The sequence below is a fragment of the Clostridioides sp. ZZV15-6598 genome (assembly GCF_020657705.1).
GTDB classification, from domain to species: Bacteria; Bacillota; Clostridia; order Peptostreptococcales; family Peptostreptococcaceae; genus Clostridioides; species Clostridioides difficile_F.
Genome location: NZ_JAGWCS010000092.1, coordinates 1 through 15,762 on the forward strand (window position 1 = coordinate 1; position 15,762 = coordinate 15,762).

At 27.1% G+C, this 15,762-nt stretch carries 14 protein-coding genes and 1 other annotated feature; of the genes, 2 read left to right on the forward strand and 12 right to left on the reverse strand.

Annotation, left to right across the window (positions count from 1 at the left end):
* The first annotated feature begins 146 nt into the window (after nucleotides 1-146).
* A complete protein-coding gene (locus KGF50_RS15300) occupies nucleotides 147-713 on the forward strand; it encodes a MarR family transcriptional regulator (RefSeq protein ID WP_227848864.1) in 567 nt (188 codons plus the stop codon).
* 180 nt (nucleotides 714-893) lie between these two features.
* On the opposite strand, the gene KGF50_RS15305 is transcribed toward KGF50_RS15300, so the two are convergent.
* The 11 genes from KGF50_RS15305 to KGF50_RS15355 all read right to left on the reverse strand — a co-directional run bounded on the left by KGF50_RS15305 (nucleotide 894) and on the right by KGF50_RS15355 (nucleotide 12,564).
* Complete coding sequence (locus KGF50_RS15305; protein WP_227848865.1) at nucleotides 894-2,930, reverse strand: thioredoxin domain-containing protein; 2,037 nt, start codon at nucleotides 2,928-2,930, stop codon at nucleotides 894-896.
* 118 nt (nucleotides 2,931-3,048) lie between these two features.
* On the reverse strand, nucleotides 3,049-4,737 hold the full coding sequence (gene ilvB / locus KGF50_RS15310; RefSeq protein ID WP_227848866.1) for a biosynthetic-type acetolactate synthase large subunit: 1,689 nt from the start codon (nucleotides 4,735-4,737) through the stop codon (nucleotides 3,049-3,051).
* A gap of 50 nt (nucleotides 4,738-4,787) precedes the next feature.
* Nucleotides 4,788-5,777, reverse strand: a complete 990-nt coding sequence (gene ilvC, locus KGF50_RS15315; protein ID WP_227848867.1) for a ketol-acid reductoisomerase — start codon at nucleotides 5,775-5,777, stop codon at nucleotides 4,788-4,790.
* 325 nt (nucleotides 5,778-6,102) lie between these two features.
* Nucleotides 6,103-6,342, reverse strand: coding sequence for an ACT domain-containing protein (locus KGF50_RS15320; RefSeq protein ID WP_227432962.1), 240 nt, complete (start codon nucleotides 6,340-6,342; stop codon nucleotides 6,103-6,105).
* Between the two features lie 104 nt (nucleotides 6,343-6,446).
* Nucleotides 6,447-6,705 (reverse strand) — a binding site (T-box leader).
* Nucleotides 6,706-6,861: 156 nt separating this feature from the next.
* Nucleotides 6,862-7,614 carry a SprT family zinc-dependent metalloprotease gene (locus KGF50_RS15325; RefSeq protein ID WP_227848868.1) on the reverse strand — a complete coding sequence of 251 codons (753 nt, stop codon included), beginning with the start codon at nucleotides 7,612-7,614 and terminating at the stop codon, nucleotides 6,862-6,864.
* An 8-nt stretch (nucleotides 7,615-7,622) separates the two neighbouring features.
* Complete coding sequence (locus KGF50_RS15330; RefSeq protein ID WP_227848869.1) at nucleotides 7,623-8,450, reverse strand: XdhC/CoxI family protein; 828 nt, start codon at nucleotides 8,448-8,450, stop codon at nucleotides 7,623-7,625.
* Between the two features lie 41 nt (nucleotides 8,451-8,491).
* Nucleotides 8,492-9,247, reverse strand: coding sequence for a DUF3298 and DUF4163 domain-containing protein (locus KGF50_RS15335; RefSeq protein ID WP_227848870.1), 756 nt, complete (start codon nucleotides 9,245-9,247; stop codon nucleotides 8,492-8,494).
* Between the two features lie 42 nt (nucleotides 9,248-9,289).
* Nucleotides 9,290-10,159, reverse strand: a complete 870-nt coding sequence (locus KGF50_RS15340) for an anti-sigma-V factor rsiV (RefSeq protein ID WP_227848871.1) — start codon at nucleotides 10,157-10,159, stop codon at nucleotides 9,290-9,292.
* Nucleotides 10,160-10,170: 11 nt separating this feature from the next.
* A complete protein-coding gene (locus KGF50_RS15345) occupies nucleotides 10,171-10,653 on the reverse strand; it encodes a sigma-70 family RNA polymerase sigma factor (RefSeq protein ID WP_227848872.1) in 483 nt (160 codons plus the stop codon).
* A gap of 51 nt (nucleotides 10,654-10,704) precedes the next feature.
* Complete coding sequence (locus KGF50_RS15350) at nucleotides 10,705-11,661, reverse strand: peptidylprolyl isomerase (protein ID WP_227848873.1); 957 nt, start codon at nucleotides 11,659-11,661, stop codon at nucleotides 10,705-10,707.
* 69 nt (nucleotides 11,662-11,730) lie between these two features.
* Nucleotides 11,731-12,564 (reverse strand): polysaccharide deacetylase family protein, encoded by an 834-nt coding sequence (locus KGF50_RS15355; protein ID WP_227848874.1) that lies wholly within the window; start codon nucleotides 12,562-12,564, stop codon nucleotides 11,731-11,733.
* A 503-nt stretch (nucleotides 12,565-13,067) separates the two neighbouring features.
* Between KGF50_RS15355 and KGF50_RS15360 the strand changes: the two genes are divergently transcribed.
* Nucleotides 13,068-13,916 (forward strand): MBL fold metallo-hydrolase, encoded by an 849-nt coding sequence (locus tag KGF50_RS15360; RefSeq protein WP_227848875.1) that lies wholly within the window; start codon nucleotides 13,068-13,070, stop codon nucleotides 13,914-13,916.
* Between the two features lie 92 nt (nucleotides 13,917-14,008).
* Here the strand turns inward: KGF50_RS15360 and KGF50_RS15365 are convergent, their stop codons facing one another.
* Nucleotides 14,009-15,346 (reverse strand): amino acid permease, encoded by a 1,338-nt coding sequence (locus KGF50_RS15365; protein ID WP_227848876.1) that lies wholly within the window; start codon nucleotides 15,344-15,346, stop codon nucleotides 14,009-14,011.
* Nucleotides 15,347-15,762 lie beyond the last annotated feature (416 nt).

The window sequence follows — 15,762 nt, forward strand, 5'->3', positions numbered from 1 at the left end:
CTAAATAACTATATAATAATTTAGTTATTGAATATTAATTATTTAGAAAGAACATTTAACTATACTTGGACATCATATTGACATTATATTCAATTCGTGATATTCTGTTTTCGTCAAAATAATATCTAAATATAAAGGAGATCTTTATGGATTATTCAAATGAATTAAAAGAGCTGTTTCTAATGAATCAAACATATGCAACTCTTTTTACTCTTACAAACAAAATACAAATAGAAGGCAATAAGTACTTTGATGTACTTACTTCAAGACAATATATGACTATTTTATCTATTCTCCATTTGCCTGAAGAAGAAACGACATTAAATAATATTGCAAGAAAAATGGGTACAAGTAAGCAAAATATAAATAGAATAGTTGCTAACCTTGAAAAAAACGGATATGTTCAAGTAGTTCCAAGCCCAAATGATAAAAGAGCAATTAATGTGAAAGTTACAGATTTGGGAAAACAAGTTATGATTAGATGTGGTAGAGCTGGAATAAATTTCATGGCAGATGTATTTCATGAATTTACTCAGGATGAATTAGAAACTTTGTGGAGTTTACTAAAAAAAATGTATCGCTTTAATGGTGAAGAACAAGATGGATTTGAAGAAGATGCTAACTTTGTAGAAGATGAAGAAATAGATAAAATTAAATCTGAAGCACTTAAAGAATTCTCAAAAAGAAGAAATAGAGTAAATAAGAAAGATTAATAACCTCTATAATCTAAAATAGGTATTAACTTTCTTAAAAGTAAAACAGGGTATTTATTTGTATAAAGTCTCAAAGTCACTTCATATTGATTTAAAGACTAAAGACAATTAAATTAATACTTATTGTTTATAAAAGAACTCAGTATTAAATATCAATACTGAGTTCTTTCAACATTACAATTAGTCTCTCATAAAAATTATATCATTTAGTTTTTGTAAATCATTAAATGGTTGACTACAACTATTATTTTGACATACATAGTAAGTAGTTTTGTCATTTTTTAATTTATAATTATTTAAAAAATCTATCTTAGTATTTTCTTCATTGTATTTTTTTACTAAAAAAGTTGCATTTGGTATAAAATTTTCACTTACTAAAGCCTTAAAACCAATCAAATCAGAGTTTTCTTTTAAAATACATATAATCTCTTTTGTAGGATAAAGTTCATACATTAATGAAAGCATATAGAAACTATATCCAGTTGGTGAATTTTTTACACTATCTGAATAAAGTTTTAATTGCTTATATGACAATTCTTCAAGTTTATTATCACCAATAATCTTTGCAAGTCTTATAAGATTATATAATTGTACAGAGTTACCTGATGGAATAGCTCCATCATACAAATCTTTTGGTCTTGCTATTAAATTTTCACTATCTTTACCATATAGGTAAAATCCACTTTTTTCATAGTCCCAAAAAAGTTCAATACAACTTTCATTTAATTTTAATGCTTCTTCTAAATACTTTATATCAAATGTTGATTCATAAAGTTCTATATATGCCCATATTAAAAATGCATAATCATCCAAATATGCTAAATAATCAGCACTGCCATCTCTATATCTAGCTAATAATCTACCTGCTTTATTCACAAGATTACTATTTATAAAATCAAGGCACTTATTTGAGTACTCTAAATATGTATCATTTTTTAGAGTCTTATAAGCCTTTGCTAAAGCTACTACCATCAATGCATTCCATGATGTCAGTATCTTATCATCTTTATGCAAAGAAGTTCTTTCTTTCCTATATTCAAATACCTTTTTACTTAAATTAGCTATTCTTTCATTATACTTATTGTATTCTTTATTTTTTATAAGATTAGGAATACTTTTCCCCTCAAAATTTCCACTATTAGTTATATCAAAGTAATCATTAAAGAATTTCCCATCTTCTTCACCTAATACATCAATTATTTCAAGTGGATTAAATATATAAAATTTCCCTTCTTCGCCCTCACTATCCGCATCTTGTGCTGAATAAAATCCACCTTCTGTATCTTGCATCTCTCTAATTACATAATCTATAGTTTTTATCGCAATTTCTTTATATAGCTCTCTCTTTGTTATCTTGTATGCATCTAAATAAGCAACTATAAGCATAGCATTGTCATATAGCATCTTTTCAAAATGAGGTGCTAACCATTTTTTATCGGTGGAATATCTTGAAAATCCAAATCCAATATGGTCAAATAGACCTCCTCTGTACATTCCATCTAAAGTTTTTTCCACCATTTTTAATACATCTTCATCTTTTTCTATACTATAGTATTTCATCAAAAACATAAGATTTTGAGGACTTGGAAATTTAGGCGCATTACCAAAACCACCATATTTATCATCATAAATAGTTTTAAATATTCTAACTGATGAACTTAACATATCTTTTGATAAATCACCATCTGTATTTTTTACTCCAAAATCATCTTTAAGAGCCTCTACTATTTCATTTCCAGATTTTATAAGCATATCTTTATTTGTATTCCATTTTTCAGATACATTTTCCAATAAATCTATAACACCTGGTCTATTATATCTTGAGTATTTTGGAAAATAAGTTCCTGCAAAAAAAGGTTTTTTATCAGGAGTCATTATTATGGTCATTGGCCATCCACCACTACCTGTCATTGCTTGACAAACTGTCATATACACACTATCTATATCTGGTCTTTCTTCTTTGTCTACTTTTATTGCTATAAAGTTTTTATTCATTATTTCAGCAACTTCTTCATCTTCAAAAGATTCATTTTCCATAACATGGCACCAGTGGCAAGTTGAGTATCCAATACTTAAAAATATCGGTTTATCTTCTTCCTTTGCCTTTTTAAAAGTCTCTTCGTTCCAACTGTGCCAATTTATGGGATTATATGCATGTTGCAAAAGATATGGAGATTTTTCATTTATTAAATTATTAGGTTTTTTATTCGTTGCCATAATACCACCTCATTTATTATTTTGTTATATGTTTTGCAATAAAAAAATAGATATACACTTATAATAAGTGTATACCCATTTTTAGATGTATATATTTAAGTTTTTATATAATCAATCTTTAGTTACATATCAAATTTTCTAATGCATCATTAGGAGCTACAATAGGATAAACATCATAGTCTTTATCTATATCACATTGTAAAAACACAGGTTTATTAAAATCTATTGCATCCAAGGCTCTTTCTAATCCTTCCATATCACATGCTTTATATCCATCTATATTATAAGCATTTACAAGCTTTACATAGTCTACATTTTCATTAATATCAGTTTGAGAGTATCTTTGATTAGAAAATAATTTCTGCCATTGTCTTACCATTCCTAGAGTTCTATTATTAAGCAATAAAATAAGCATAGGCACATTATAATTTGCAACTGTAGCTAACTCATTACAATTCATTCTAAAACTTCCATCACCAGTAACTAAAACTACATTTTTATCTAAATTACCAACTTTAGTTCCAATAGCTGCTCCTAAACCAAATCCCATAGTTCCTAGACCTGCTGATGTTATAAAACTTTTATTTCCTTTAAAATCCCAATACTTAGCAGACCACATTTGGTGCTGACCAACATCAGTAACAACGACAGTTGGATTTGCTAATTGTTCGTATCTCTCATTTATTTTTCTAAGTATATTTTGTGGGTGAAACTCATTTTCTTCTACACCCTCACTTTTTCTAAAAGTTTTTATCTCCTCTTTCCAACTACTATTGTCCTTACTTTCAACCCTTTCTAGTAGCAAACTAAGAACCATCTTTACATCTCCAACTAAAGATACATTGGATTTTATATTTTTACTTATTTCAGATGGGTCTATATCTATGTGTATTATTTTTGCATTTTTAGCAAATTCAGAACTTTTACTTATTACTCTATCACTAAATCTTGCACCTATTGCTATTACTAAATCTGAATTAGAAAGTGCTAAGTTACTTTCTCTACTTCCATGCATTCCAACCATTCCAAGAGATAGTTCATTTTTTCTATCTATATTGCCAAGTCCCATAAGTGTATTTAATATAGGTGTATCTATCTTAGTTGCAAATTTTACAAGAACTTCTTCAGCATTGGAAGATTTAACACCACCACCAGCATAGATTATAGGTTTTTTAGACTCTTTTATTATATCCTCTACATCTTTTAAAAGCTTAAAGTTGTTTTCATCATCTAAATCAAAATCACCCTTATAATCCATATATTCATCTATTTGACATAAATCATAGTCCTCATAATTAAAATCCATTTCTGCTAAAAATAAATCCTTTGGAACATCCACAAGGACAGGTCCTTTTCTACCTGAGTTTGCAACTTTAAAAGCTTCTTTTATTGTAGGTACTAACTCTTTAGTATTTCTAACTAGATAATTGTGTTTTGTCATAGATAAGGTTGCTCCAGTTATATCAATTTCTTGAAAAGAATCTTTCCCCAATAAACTAGTTGGAACTTGACCTGAAATTACAACCATAGGAGAAGAATCCATAAAAGCTGTTGCTATGCCAGTTATAGCATTCGTTGCTCCTGGTCCAGATGTTGTAAAGCAAACCCCCACTGTATTAGTACTTCTTGCATATCCATCTGCTGCATGAACCAAACCTTGTTCATGTGAAGTCCTTATATGTTTAAAATCATCTGGATAATCATATAGAGCATCATAAAGAGGTATTACTGCTCCCCCAGGATATCCAAATATTGTGTCAACTCCCTCTTTCTTCAAACATTCTAAAATTACCTTTGCTCCGTTCATACGCACTACTATGCACCACTCTTTCCCTCAAACTAATCCATTTAATATATTTATTTCAAGAATGACATCATACTTCTTAAATTTCTACCAACTTCAGCTATTTCTGTAGCATATTCTGCTTCTCTAGTTTTTAGGAAGTTCTCACGCCCTTCTTCATTTTCTTTAATCCATGCCTTAGCAAATTTTCCATTTTGTATATCTTCCAATACATCTTGCATACCTTGTTTTGCTGCATCAGTTATTACTCTTTTACCAGATACATAATCTCCATATTCTGCTGTATCACTTATACTGTATCTCATTCTTTCAAATCCACCTTCATATATAAGGTCAACGATTAGTTTCATTTCATGTAGACACTCAAAATATGCTACTTCTTTTTGATAGCCTGCATCTACAAGTGTCTTATATCCTAATTTTATAAGTTCACTTATACCACCACAAAGTACTGATTGCTCTCCAAATAAGTCAGTTTCTGTTTCTTCTTTAAAAGTAGTTTCTAAAACACCTGCTCTTGTAGCTCCTATTCCTTTTGCATATGCTAAAACTGTCTCTGTGGCTTTTTTAGTGTAATCTTGATATACTGCAAACAATGCTGGAACTCCACTTCCTTTAGTAAATACATTTCTAACTAGGTGACCAGGTCCTTTAGGAGCTACCATTACAACATCAACAAATTCTGGTGGTTGTACTTGATTATAGTGTATATTGAATCCATGAGCAAATGCTAATGTCTGACCTTCTTTTAAATTATCTCTAACACTTTCTTCATAAACTTTCTTTTGTTTTTCATCAGGCATTAACAACATTGTTAAATCACTTTCTTTAGTAGCTTCTGCTACACTCTTAACTTCAAATCCATCTTCCTTTGCTTTTTGTGCTGACTTACTTCCATCATAAAGTCCTACCACTACATTCACACCATTATCTCTAAGGTTTTGTGCATGTGCATGACCTTGACTTCCATACCCTAAAACTGCAACCTTTTTATTTTTTAAAACCTCTAAATTTACATCATTTTCATAATACATCTTTGCCATATTTATTTCCTCCCAATATTTTCTCTCAATTATTTTGTGATATTTATTTTTATTAGAAATTTATACTCATTATCATTGATTCTATGCTACTTAACAAACTTTATTTTCTAATTTATAGAATTTTAATCTTTAAAATTTCAATATTTATAGTTTTAATAATCTTAATATTTACAATTTTCAGTTTTTAAAATTTGTAATAGGTTTATAATTTCAATAATAATCGTATTTTCAATCTAAAATTTTTCTCATCTAATATTTATCTTTAGTTTTTGTTTAAAGATTAGTTTCTTCATACTTGTTTTTAATTTTTATAAGTAATATTTAATTAATGTCTCACTTGTTCAACAGTTATCTCTCTTATATCATGTAGTTTCTTCATATGATTTAAGACACTATCTAGAGATGTCTTTTCTTCGTTTACTATCAATTTTATACCTGAATTATTCATATTATCTACAGTCATACTTATTGATTGTATATCAACTTCTCTTCTTCTAAGTGTCATTGCCACTCTTAAAAAAGAATCTATTCCTTGGTTTAATTTAGCATATACAGTATTTTCCATAAAAAACTCCTCCTTATTTTTTATTATTATTTTTATATGGATTAATCTTTTATATTGCTTAAAATAAAAAAACTTTCATCTTTATAAGCAATATAAATATTACTTATAAGGACGAAAGTTAAATTCCGCGGTACCACCTTATTTGTAGATATAAAAAATACATCTACCACTCTTTTTTCAGGTCGGGTAATTGATTACCTTAACCTTAGCCATATAACGTTGGCAGACGTTTGTACTTACTAAAACATATTCAGTACAAAAGCTCCAGAGTGATCATTATACTACTGTTAACACCAATTCTCAGCAACATTGGTTCTCTGTAGATAACTCTATTAGTATTGTTGTCTCTGTCATTGCTTTTATTTATTTAATTTTTTTCAACCTTGCTTTGCTGTTAATATAGATTATATTCTCTATCTTTTGGAATGTCAACGACTTTTTTTAAAATTTTCAGATTATTTATTTTTTTCACAATAATCATTTTTTATGTTTTAAATGAATATCTTGAAATAATCGTTTTCATATTATTATCTTATATCCATTTTTTTTAAGCCAATTTTCTTTATCTTTATAATCTGGCATAATATTTTTTACCAAATCATAAAATTTTTTTGAGTGATTCATATGTAATAAATGACTAAATTCATGTACTATTATATAGTCGATTACATCTAATCTCGCCATAGATATTTTTGAATTTACATAAATATTTTTTTGAGATGTACAACTTCCCCATCTACTTTTTTGTTCTTTTACTTTTACATTAACTGGTGTTAGTTGTTTCATTATATCACAATTTGATTTAAGAAAATCTATTCTTTCTGAAACGATTCTTTGACTTTCATTTTTGTACCAACACTGTAAAGATTTTTTGATAAAATCTTTACTTACGTCATTTGTTTTAATAATTATTTTATATTCTTCAAGATTTATTTTACACTTACTTTTTTTTGCACAATCCTCCAAAGTTTCATTTACAACTAAGCAATATTCTTCACCAAGATAGAGAAATTTATCACCAGTCATAAATGTTCTTTGTTTATATGCTTCTTCTCTATCTTTATACTCACCAGATTTTTTAAGTATCCAATCCCCTTTTTTAATTATTATTTCTTCTATTGTTTTTTTAGAAACTTTAGGGGGACTTATTACAACTACTTTGCCAAATGAGTCTATTTTTATACAAATATTTTTTCTATTTTTATACAGTAACACTACTTCTATTTCTTTATTTTTAAAAATAACATTTAAAATCTGATAATCTTTACTCATCATATTCATTAATTTCTTTTTTCCTTATTTGCTCTACAATTTATAAGTTCCGCTGCTATACATACAGCTATTTCTGCTGGTGTTTGAGCATCTAATTTTATTCCTATTGGAGCATGTACTTTATTTAATTCTTCCTTACTGAATCCATTTTTCATAAGTTTTTCGTATGTCAATCCAATTTTTGTCCTACTTCCAATCATACCTATATAGCAAGGATTCGTTTTAAGAGCCCATTCCAATGAACTTGAATCATATAGATGACCTCTCGTTAAAATAATTATGTAGCTATTTTCATCAATTGGAAAATCTGGTATATTTTCAAAAGAATCTAAAACTACCACTTCTGAGTCTGGAAATCTTTCAGAATTGGCAAATTCCTCTCTATCATCTATTACTATTGTTCTAAATTCTAAAAGTGATAGTATTACTGCTACATCTTTTGAAATATGACCTGCGCCAAATATATATGCTTTACTTATATTTTCTTTTAAGTTTTTATTAAATCTTTCTAAACTACTCTTCAGTTTACTATCAATAAAATCTATCTGTATTTCTCCAGTACCACCACATATCATTCCAAGTTTTGCTATATCAGTTTTATTTAGAGTAAATTTATACAACATTGACTCTCTATTTTTTATAACATTAATCGAATGTTTTATGCATGTTGCTTCTACACTTCCTCCACCTACAGAACCAAATATAGAACCATCACTTTTTACAATCATCATTGCTCCAGTTTCACGTGGTGTTGAACCTGAATGAGAAGTTATTGTAGCAAATGCAAAGTCTTCATTATTTTCTATTAACTTTATCGCTTGTTCATATATATTCATATATTTCTCCTTACTAGTCTATTTAAAAATCTTCTATATGTCTACTTTAAGTTTTTTATTACTTTATCTGGTATTACAAACTCAACTGGACCCATATAACCAGGAGCTACTTCATATTCATCAAAACTAATTACAATGTTTCCATCTTTATTAAAATAGAAATCTTGATACTTATTTATAGACTCAAAATTTTTTACTGGGGAATCTTTTTCTTGGTCTATAAAATATGATTTTGTATTGTCTTTCTTAATTTGATTTCTCATCTGTTCTTTTATATTATCACTTATAGCATCCATATATCTACTATCTTTAAAAAATATTGGTAAATTTAATAGTATTTCTCTATTTTTATCAATAGTATAATGCGTTTTAGTTACATATGAAGAAGCTTCTATCTCTTCTTTTTTAACTTCTATAGATAAAAAGTCCTTAGAATTATTTTTTACACTATAACTTACATTTAAGTATCTATGACCTTTATTATTTTCTTTTTTCATTTTATTTTGAAATTCACTATAAAGTTTTTTTCCATCTTCCATAAATTCATTGTTTAATTTATTCTCTAAATCTTTATCTTTTAAACCTTCTATCTTAGGAATTTTGATATTGACTTCATAATTATCTTGTTTTAAATTATAATTTTTAGCATTTATCACTTTTATTGGATTATTTTTTACAACCTTATTAGAAGAACTTCCTGCAAATATAGGATTTACATTTACTAATGCTACAAGTAGACACACTGAAATCACAGCAATTTTAAATATAGATTTTTTAAGTTTTTTATATGTATTCATATTAACCTCCTTAATATATTTATATATAAATTACTATTCTATTTACAAATCTTTTATTACTTTATATGGTATTACAAATTCTATTGAACCCATATAACCAGGTGCTACTTCAAACTGGTCAAAACAAATTACAAGGTCTTCATTCTTATTAAGATAAAAGTCTTGATATTTGTTTATTGTTTTAAAATCTTTAACAGGAGAATCTTTTCCCTGGTCTATAAAATATGATTTTGTACTGTCATTTTTCATTTGTTCTCGCATTTGTTCTTTTATGTTATTGCTAATAGCTTTTATATATTTATCATCCTTAAAAAGCATAGGTAAAGTTAAAACTATTTGTCTTTTTTTATCCACATTATAATGTATTTTGCTAACATATGATGATGCTTCTATCTCATTTTTTGTCATTTCTATTGATAGGAAATCTTTAGAATTATTTTTAACACTATAACTTAAACTTAAATACTTATGTTCCTTATTTTTTGATAATTCTATTTTTTCCATTCTATTTTGAAATTCATCATAAAGCCTCTTTCCATCTTCCATAAAACTATTATTTAATCTCTTCTCTAAATTTTTATCTTTTAAACCTTGTATTTTAGGAATATCAATTTTAGCTTCATAGTTTTCGTTCTTTAAGCTATAATTTTTTATAGTTACTACTTCTACTAATCCTCCGATTATAGGTAATTTAGAAAAGTTATCTGCAAATACAGGACTTATATTTACTAATACTATAAACATACAGGCTGAAGCCATAATAACTTTAAATCTCCATCTATTTATCTTTTTATTTTGTTCGCAATATATATCTTTTATTTTCTTATGATTTATTATAGTATCTAGTTTCTTTGGTATTGGAATTTTATGATACTCATCTCTTAACTTATCTAACCTTTCTTTGTTTGTCATTCTTTTTATCCCTACTCTTCAATTTTTAATTTTAATTTTTTTAAAGCAGTATATAACCTAGTTTTAACAGTATTCACATTTTCATCCAATATTATTGCTACTTCTTCAATCTTTAAATCTTCAAAAAATCTCAATATTATAATAGATTTATATTCAATAGGTAATTCTTCTAACGCCTTTTTTAAGTCTAAGTCAGTATACTTATCATATTCTCCTGTCTCATCTATAAGAGTGATATCTGTCATGTTATTATATTTACGGTTTTTTCTAATAAAATCTATGCTCGTTCTAACTAGAATTTTATAAAACCATGTTTTTATATAATTTACTTCTTTAAGGTTTTCTACTGAATATAGAGCCTTATACATGGACTCTTGAACCACATCTAAGGCGTCTTCCTCATTTTTAGTATAACTATATGCAATTCTATAAAAAGAGTCTTTATTATCGATAATGTATCTCTCAACTTTCCTTCTCTTTAAACTCTTAAGCATTCCTGTAAAATCTCCCTCCGGCTACAGGCTAGGATTGAGTTTTTATAGATTCTATCTCTCTACTTTTGCACTTTCATTCAATTTTTTTATGTGCTCAATATATTTTTCGTTTAAAATAGATTCTCTTACTAAACTCTGACACTCATTAAGACTTTTTTGTCTTTCTCTTTTATCAGTAACTTTGACTATGTGATATCCATAACTAGTTTCAAAAACACCTGAAACTTCATTTTTCTTTAATTTGAATACTTCTTTTGTAAATTCGGCATTTTTATCATTTTTTGAAAAATATCCTAGCTGACCTCCATTTTTTCCAGTCGCTTTGTCATCTGAATATTTTTTAGCCAATGCTTCAAAACTTTCTCCATTTTTGATTTTAGTCAATATACTCTCTGCCTCTTTTTTTAAAGATTCTTTTTTATCCTTACTTACTTCTTTTTTATTTTTGTCTAAAGTTGATATCAATATTTGGGAAGCACTTACTTCTTCTACATTAAAATCTTTTTTATGACTTACATAATAAGATTCCATCTCGGCATCACTTATATTTATTTTATTTTCAAAAGCTTTTTTACTTTTGTCTATGGCTAAATCTTTAGATATTTCTTGTTTTAAATATTCCTTATCTACACCTGCTTTGTCCATTTTTTCTTTATAGCTTGTATTCAAATTCATTTCATTTTCTAGTTCTTGATATTTTGAGTCTACCTCACCTTTACTTGGAGTTAATCCTTTATCCTTAGCCTCTTGATATAAAAGTTCATTATCCACCATAAACGATATTATAACATTTTCTAATTTATTTCTACCTTTTTTATCCAAACTTTTTTCCATTTCATCCAAAGATTGACCATTTATATAACTATTAGTAGCAGATAAGACTGCCTTTGTTTTTTTATATTGCTCCTTCGTGATTTCTACATCATTTACTTTAGCTAAACTCTTATTACAACCAACCATCATTAAAGATAGTATTCCGACCATTCCTATACAAAGTTTTTTATTCAAAACATTTACACCTCACTCATTTTTTATTTTCAATTTTTTAAATTTTTAATCAACACTTTTTTATTTTGACTACTCTAAATTACGTAACCAATAATTTTTTGGTATTTGATTTTGCTCTACTGCTGCAAATTCATAGCCTTCATCTGATAAGAATTTTAAAATTGAATCTAAAGCTTCTGCACTTTGTTTTTTCTCATGCATTAAAACTACAAGTTGATCCTTATCTTCACCTTTTCTATTCTTAATATGAGTTTTTACATTTTGTACAATTTGTGCAGAATTAGATTTCCAGTCTTCAGTATCTAAATCCCAATCCCAAATTTTATACCCTGCATCAACTAAAGCTTGATAAGAAGCTTGTGGAGTATATGGTTTACTTCCATAAGGAATTCTTATTACTTTTGAATGTTTACCAGTTATACTATAAAGAGTCTGATCATTTGTATCAAATTCCTCTTTTGCTGATGTACTAGTAACATAAAGTTTATGAATATCATGAGATACACTATGAAAACCTGCTGTGTTCCCATTTTTAATTATATTTTTAACTTGCTGTGGATATTCCTTCATATTTCCATCTATCATAAAAAAAGTTGCTTTAACATTGTACTTATTTAAAGTTTTTATTATTTGGTCAGTAAATTTAGATGGACCATCATCTATAGTTATGTATGCTACTTTTCCAGAACTTTTACTAGGCCCTTTACTAACTTCTGCTGATGTATTAGATATTATATCTGTAATAGTAGAACTTGATAGTTTAGCATTTCTACTAATTTCATCTTCTTTCATGTTCATATAACTAACTCGTATGCCAATTATTATAAATGCTAAACAGACTACTATAGCACTTAAAAGCAAATACAATTTCTTTCTATTTATTTTTTTCTTTTTATTTCTCATCGTTCGACCTCCAATATTACTATATTTTTACATTTATATTTTTGTAGTATTTTAGAATCAGAATCTACACTACATATATATAGACGTTGAACTTCGACAAAAAGTTTTACCTAATTTTTAAAATTTGTTATTTTGATGATTATTATGCTGTATAATTTCTGTATAATTGTATAGAATGTTGAAAATTGAGTATTATATAGTGTTTTTTACAATTAATACTAGTTAAAATGTCGTTTATAGTTTTTAAAATTTATAAAACTTTTTTCTAGAAAATAGAAATTTTAAATAAGAAATATATTATGAAAACAATATTGCTTCTTGTTTTGACCTCATATGTTATATATTCATATACATTTATTTTTGTTATTAAATAAAAATTTGTAAACGTATCTAAAAAGTGTTGTACTTTATATGGAATTTGTTACATTACAAGATAATAATTTGTTACAATGTAAATATTAGTTGTATAAAAATTCTAAAAATATTCTTGGGAGGTATTGTTTATGAAGGTAATTTCTTTAATTGAAAATATTTCTGGCTCCAAAAATTTAAAATCTGAACATGGTTTATCTTTGTTTTTAGAAGTTAATGATAAAAGATATATATTAGATACAGGAAAAAGTGGAGATTTTATAGAAAATGCTAAAAATTTAAATGTCGATTTATTAAATTTAGATGCACTTGTAATATCTCATAATCATTCAGACCATATTGGTGGTATAGATAAATTTTTTGAAATTAATAAAGATATTAATGTTTATATAAAATCTCAAGCTAAACTATATGAATATTTCTACCATAACAAAAATCATCAAGAAAACTACTATATAGGAAATAGAAAGGGATTATTTGAAGATTTTAATAAAAACTTCATTTGGATAGATGATTTTTACAAACTTAGTGAAAATCTTTACATCTTTTCTGATAAAAACAATAATAAAGATTTCTTTTGTAGAGATAAAAATCTGTTAAAATTTAAAGACAATATGTTCACTGAAGATGATTTTAAGCATGAATTATTCTTAGTATATGTGGATGGAAACTATGTATCAATAATAAGTAGTTGTAGTCATAGTGGAATTGTAAATATCGCTCATACTGTTAAAAAATACTTTCCAGATAAATCAATTAAGTTTATTATTGGAGGATTTCATATGGATAATTTATCAAAACAAGGTGGACTTAACTGTTCTACAGAATACATAGATGATGTCATAAAGGAACTTAACACAATTGGTTTTCAGAAAATATATACATTCCATTGTACAGGATTAGTTGCATTTGATTACATGAAAGAATTACTTGGAGATAAAATAGAATATTTTAAGACAGGTGACTTTTTAGAGGTGTAATTTTACAAACTAAAAATAAAAAAATAAAATCCCAATATATCTATAGATATATTGGGATTTTATTTTTTATATAATCATAAAGTATTTATAAACTAGTTAGACTCATTTTTTGTTCTTTTAGTCATATAAGCATATACTGGTAAGCCTATAGCTGTTATTATAAGACCTCCAACAGATATCATAGTAGTTTTCATACCTGCGAAGCATAATTGATTAACTACGACAAATATACCGCTCACTATAGCTATTATTGGAACAATTGGATATAGTGGTACTTTGTATTCTCTTGGTATATCTGGGTGAGTTTTTCTAAGTTTCATCACCCCTATAAATGTCAATACATAGAATATCCAAGTAGCAAATACTGCTAAATCAGTTAATAAATTAAATTGACCTGATAAAGCATAAATAGCTGCAAGAACAGATACTAATACTATAGAATTTGCTGGAACTTGAGCAGAATTTAATTTAGAAAATACCTTATATTTAGGCAAAGTTTTATCTGTTGCCAAAGTATAGGCCACTCTTGAACCAGTTAATAAGAATCCATTTAATGCTCCAAATACTGAAATTAATATACCTACAGATATTATTTTTCCACCTATTGAGCCAAATATAACCTCAGCAACTGCTGATGCTGGTGAAGCGTAAGTAGCTAGTTCACTAGCTGGTAATACCCAAAGATATGCTAAGTTTATTATAAAATAAACAGCCATAACTACTGATAATCCACCTATTATAGCTTTTGGAAGGTCCTTTCCTGGATTTTTCATTTCTCCAGCCAAAGTACCAACATTCATCCATCCATCAAATGCAAATAATATAGCAATTAAAACTTGACCTATTACACTACCTAGACTTAGTCCTTCACCAACCATAGGGCTAAGTATTGGATTATCTCCACCGCCTTTAATAAACCCAACAATCATTATTAATATAAGTGGTATTAATTTACATATAGTAGAAATTGTTTGTATAGCTCCTCCAGTTTTTGAACCCAACATATTTAACCCTGCAACTATTACTATAATTCCAATTGCTATTGGAAGTAATAATGATGAATTACCAATTAAAGCTGATGCTTGCTCTCCAAATATGACACCTAATGCTGCCATCATCCCAGGATAAAATAATACAATTTGCATCCATCCAGTTAAAAATCCTAATTTATCTCCATAAATCTCTTTTATATATACCATCATTCCACCAGTTTTTGGTATTGCAACTGATACCTCTGCAGCTGTAAGCCCAGCTGTTATAGTTATGATTCCTGCTATTAACCATGCCAATATACCAAGTCCTGGAGCTCCTCCAGTTAATGTATACACTGCTTGTGGTTTAAAAAATACACCTGCTCCTATTACTGAACCTACAACAGTTGATAACGCTGCAGATACACCAAGAGTCTTTTTTAGCTCACTATTTCCCATTTTTTTCCTCCTACTTCATCCTATTTAATTTTAATTTCATAGTTATATAAGCATCTACTATGCCAATATTATAGAAAAATAGTTTTTATTATTTATTAAAATAAAATAACATATGCTAAGCTTTTGTAAATTTTAATTTTTAACTAAAATTAAAATTTTTTTAAAAAAATTATAAAAATTAAAAATCCTAATATGACAATACTTTCTTCATAACAGTTAAATTGTTTTTCATTTCAATATCTATTTGCCTGTTAGAATATATTCTATCTGCAAGTCAAAATTAATTTAAATTTTTTGCAATAAAATTTCACTGTTTTTCAAAAACATTTTATTATAATTCTATAATTCGCATTTTATTTTTAATGTTTTTGACGGAATAGTATCGTTTTTATTTATTTTATAGCTTGTTTTATAGT

Coding starts and splice junctions, on each gene's coding strand:
- KGF50_RS15340 (WP_227848871.1), bottom strand. CDS start 10,159: ATGACAAACAAAGAAAGGTTAGATAAGTTAAGAGATGAGTATCATAAA.
- ilvC (WP_227848867.1), bottom strand. CDS start 5,777: ATGGCAAAGATGTATTATGAAAATGATGTAAATTTAGAGGTTTTAAAA.
- KGF50_RS15360 (WP_227848875.1), top strand. CDS start 13,068: ATGAAGGTAATTTCTTTAATTGAAAATATTTCTGGCTCCAAAAATTTA.
- KGF50_RS15345 (WP_227848872.1), bottom strand. CDS start 10,653: ATGCTTAAGAGTTTAAAGAGAAGGAAAGTTGAGAGATACATTATCGAT.
- KGF50_RS15335 (WP_227848870.1), bottom strand. CDS start 9,247: ATGAATACATATAAAAAACTTAAAAAATCTATATTTAAAATTGCTGTG.
- ilvB (WP_227848866.1), bottom strand. CDS start 4,737: ATGAACGGAGCAAAGGTAATTTTAGAATGTTTGAAGAAAGAGGGAGTT.
- KGF50_RS15325 (WP_227848868.1), bottom strand. CDS start 7,614: ATGAGTAAAGATTATCAGATTTTAAATGTTATTTTTAAAAATAAAGAA.
- KGF50_RS15320 (WP_227432962.1), bottom strand. CDS start 6,342: ATGGAAAATACTGTATATGCTAAATTAAACCAAGGAATAGATTCTTTT.
- KGF50_RS15365 (WP_227848876.1), bottom strand. CDS start 15,346: ATGGGAAATAGTGAGCTAAAAAAGACTCTTGGTGTATCTGCAGCGTTA.
- KGF50_RS15305 (WP_227848865.1), bottom strand. CDS start 2,930: ATGGCAACGAATAAAAAACCTAATAATTTAATAAATGAAAAATCTCCA.
- KGF50_RS15355 (WP_227848874.1), bottom strand. CDS start 12,564: ATGAGAAATAAAAAGAAAAAAATAAATAGAAAGAAATTGTATTTGCTT.
- KGF50_RS15330 (WP_227848869.1), bottom strand. CDS start 8,450: ATGAATATATATGAACAAGCGATAAAGTTAATAGAAAATAATGAAGAC.
- KGF50_RS15300 (WP_227848864.1), top strand. CDS start 147: ATGGATTATTCAAATGAATTAAAAGAGCTGTTTCTAATGAATCAAACA.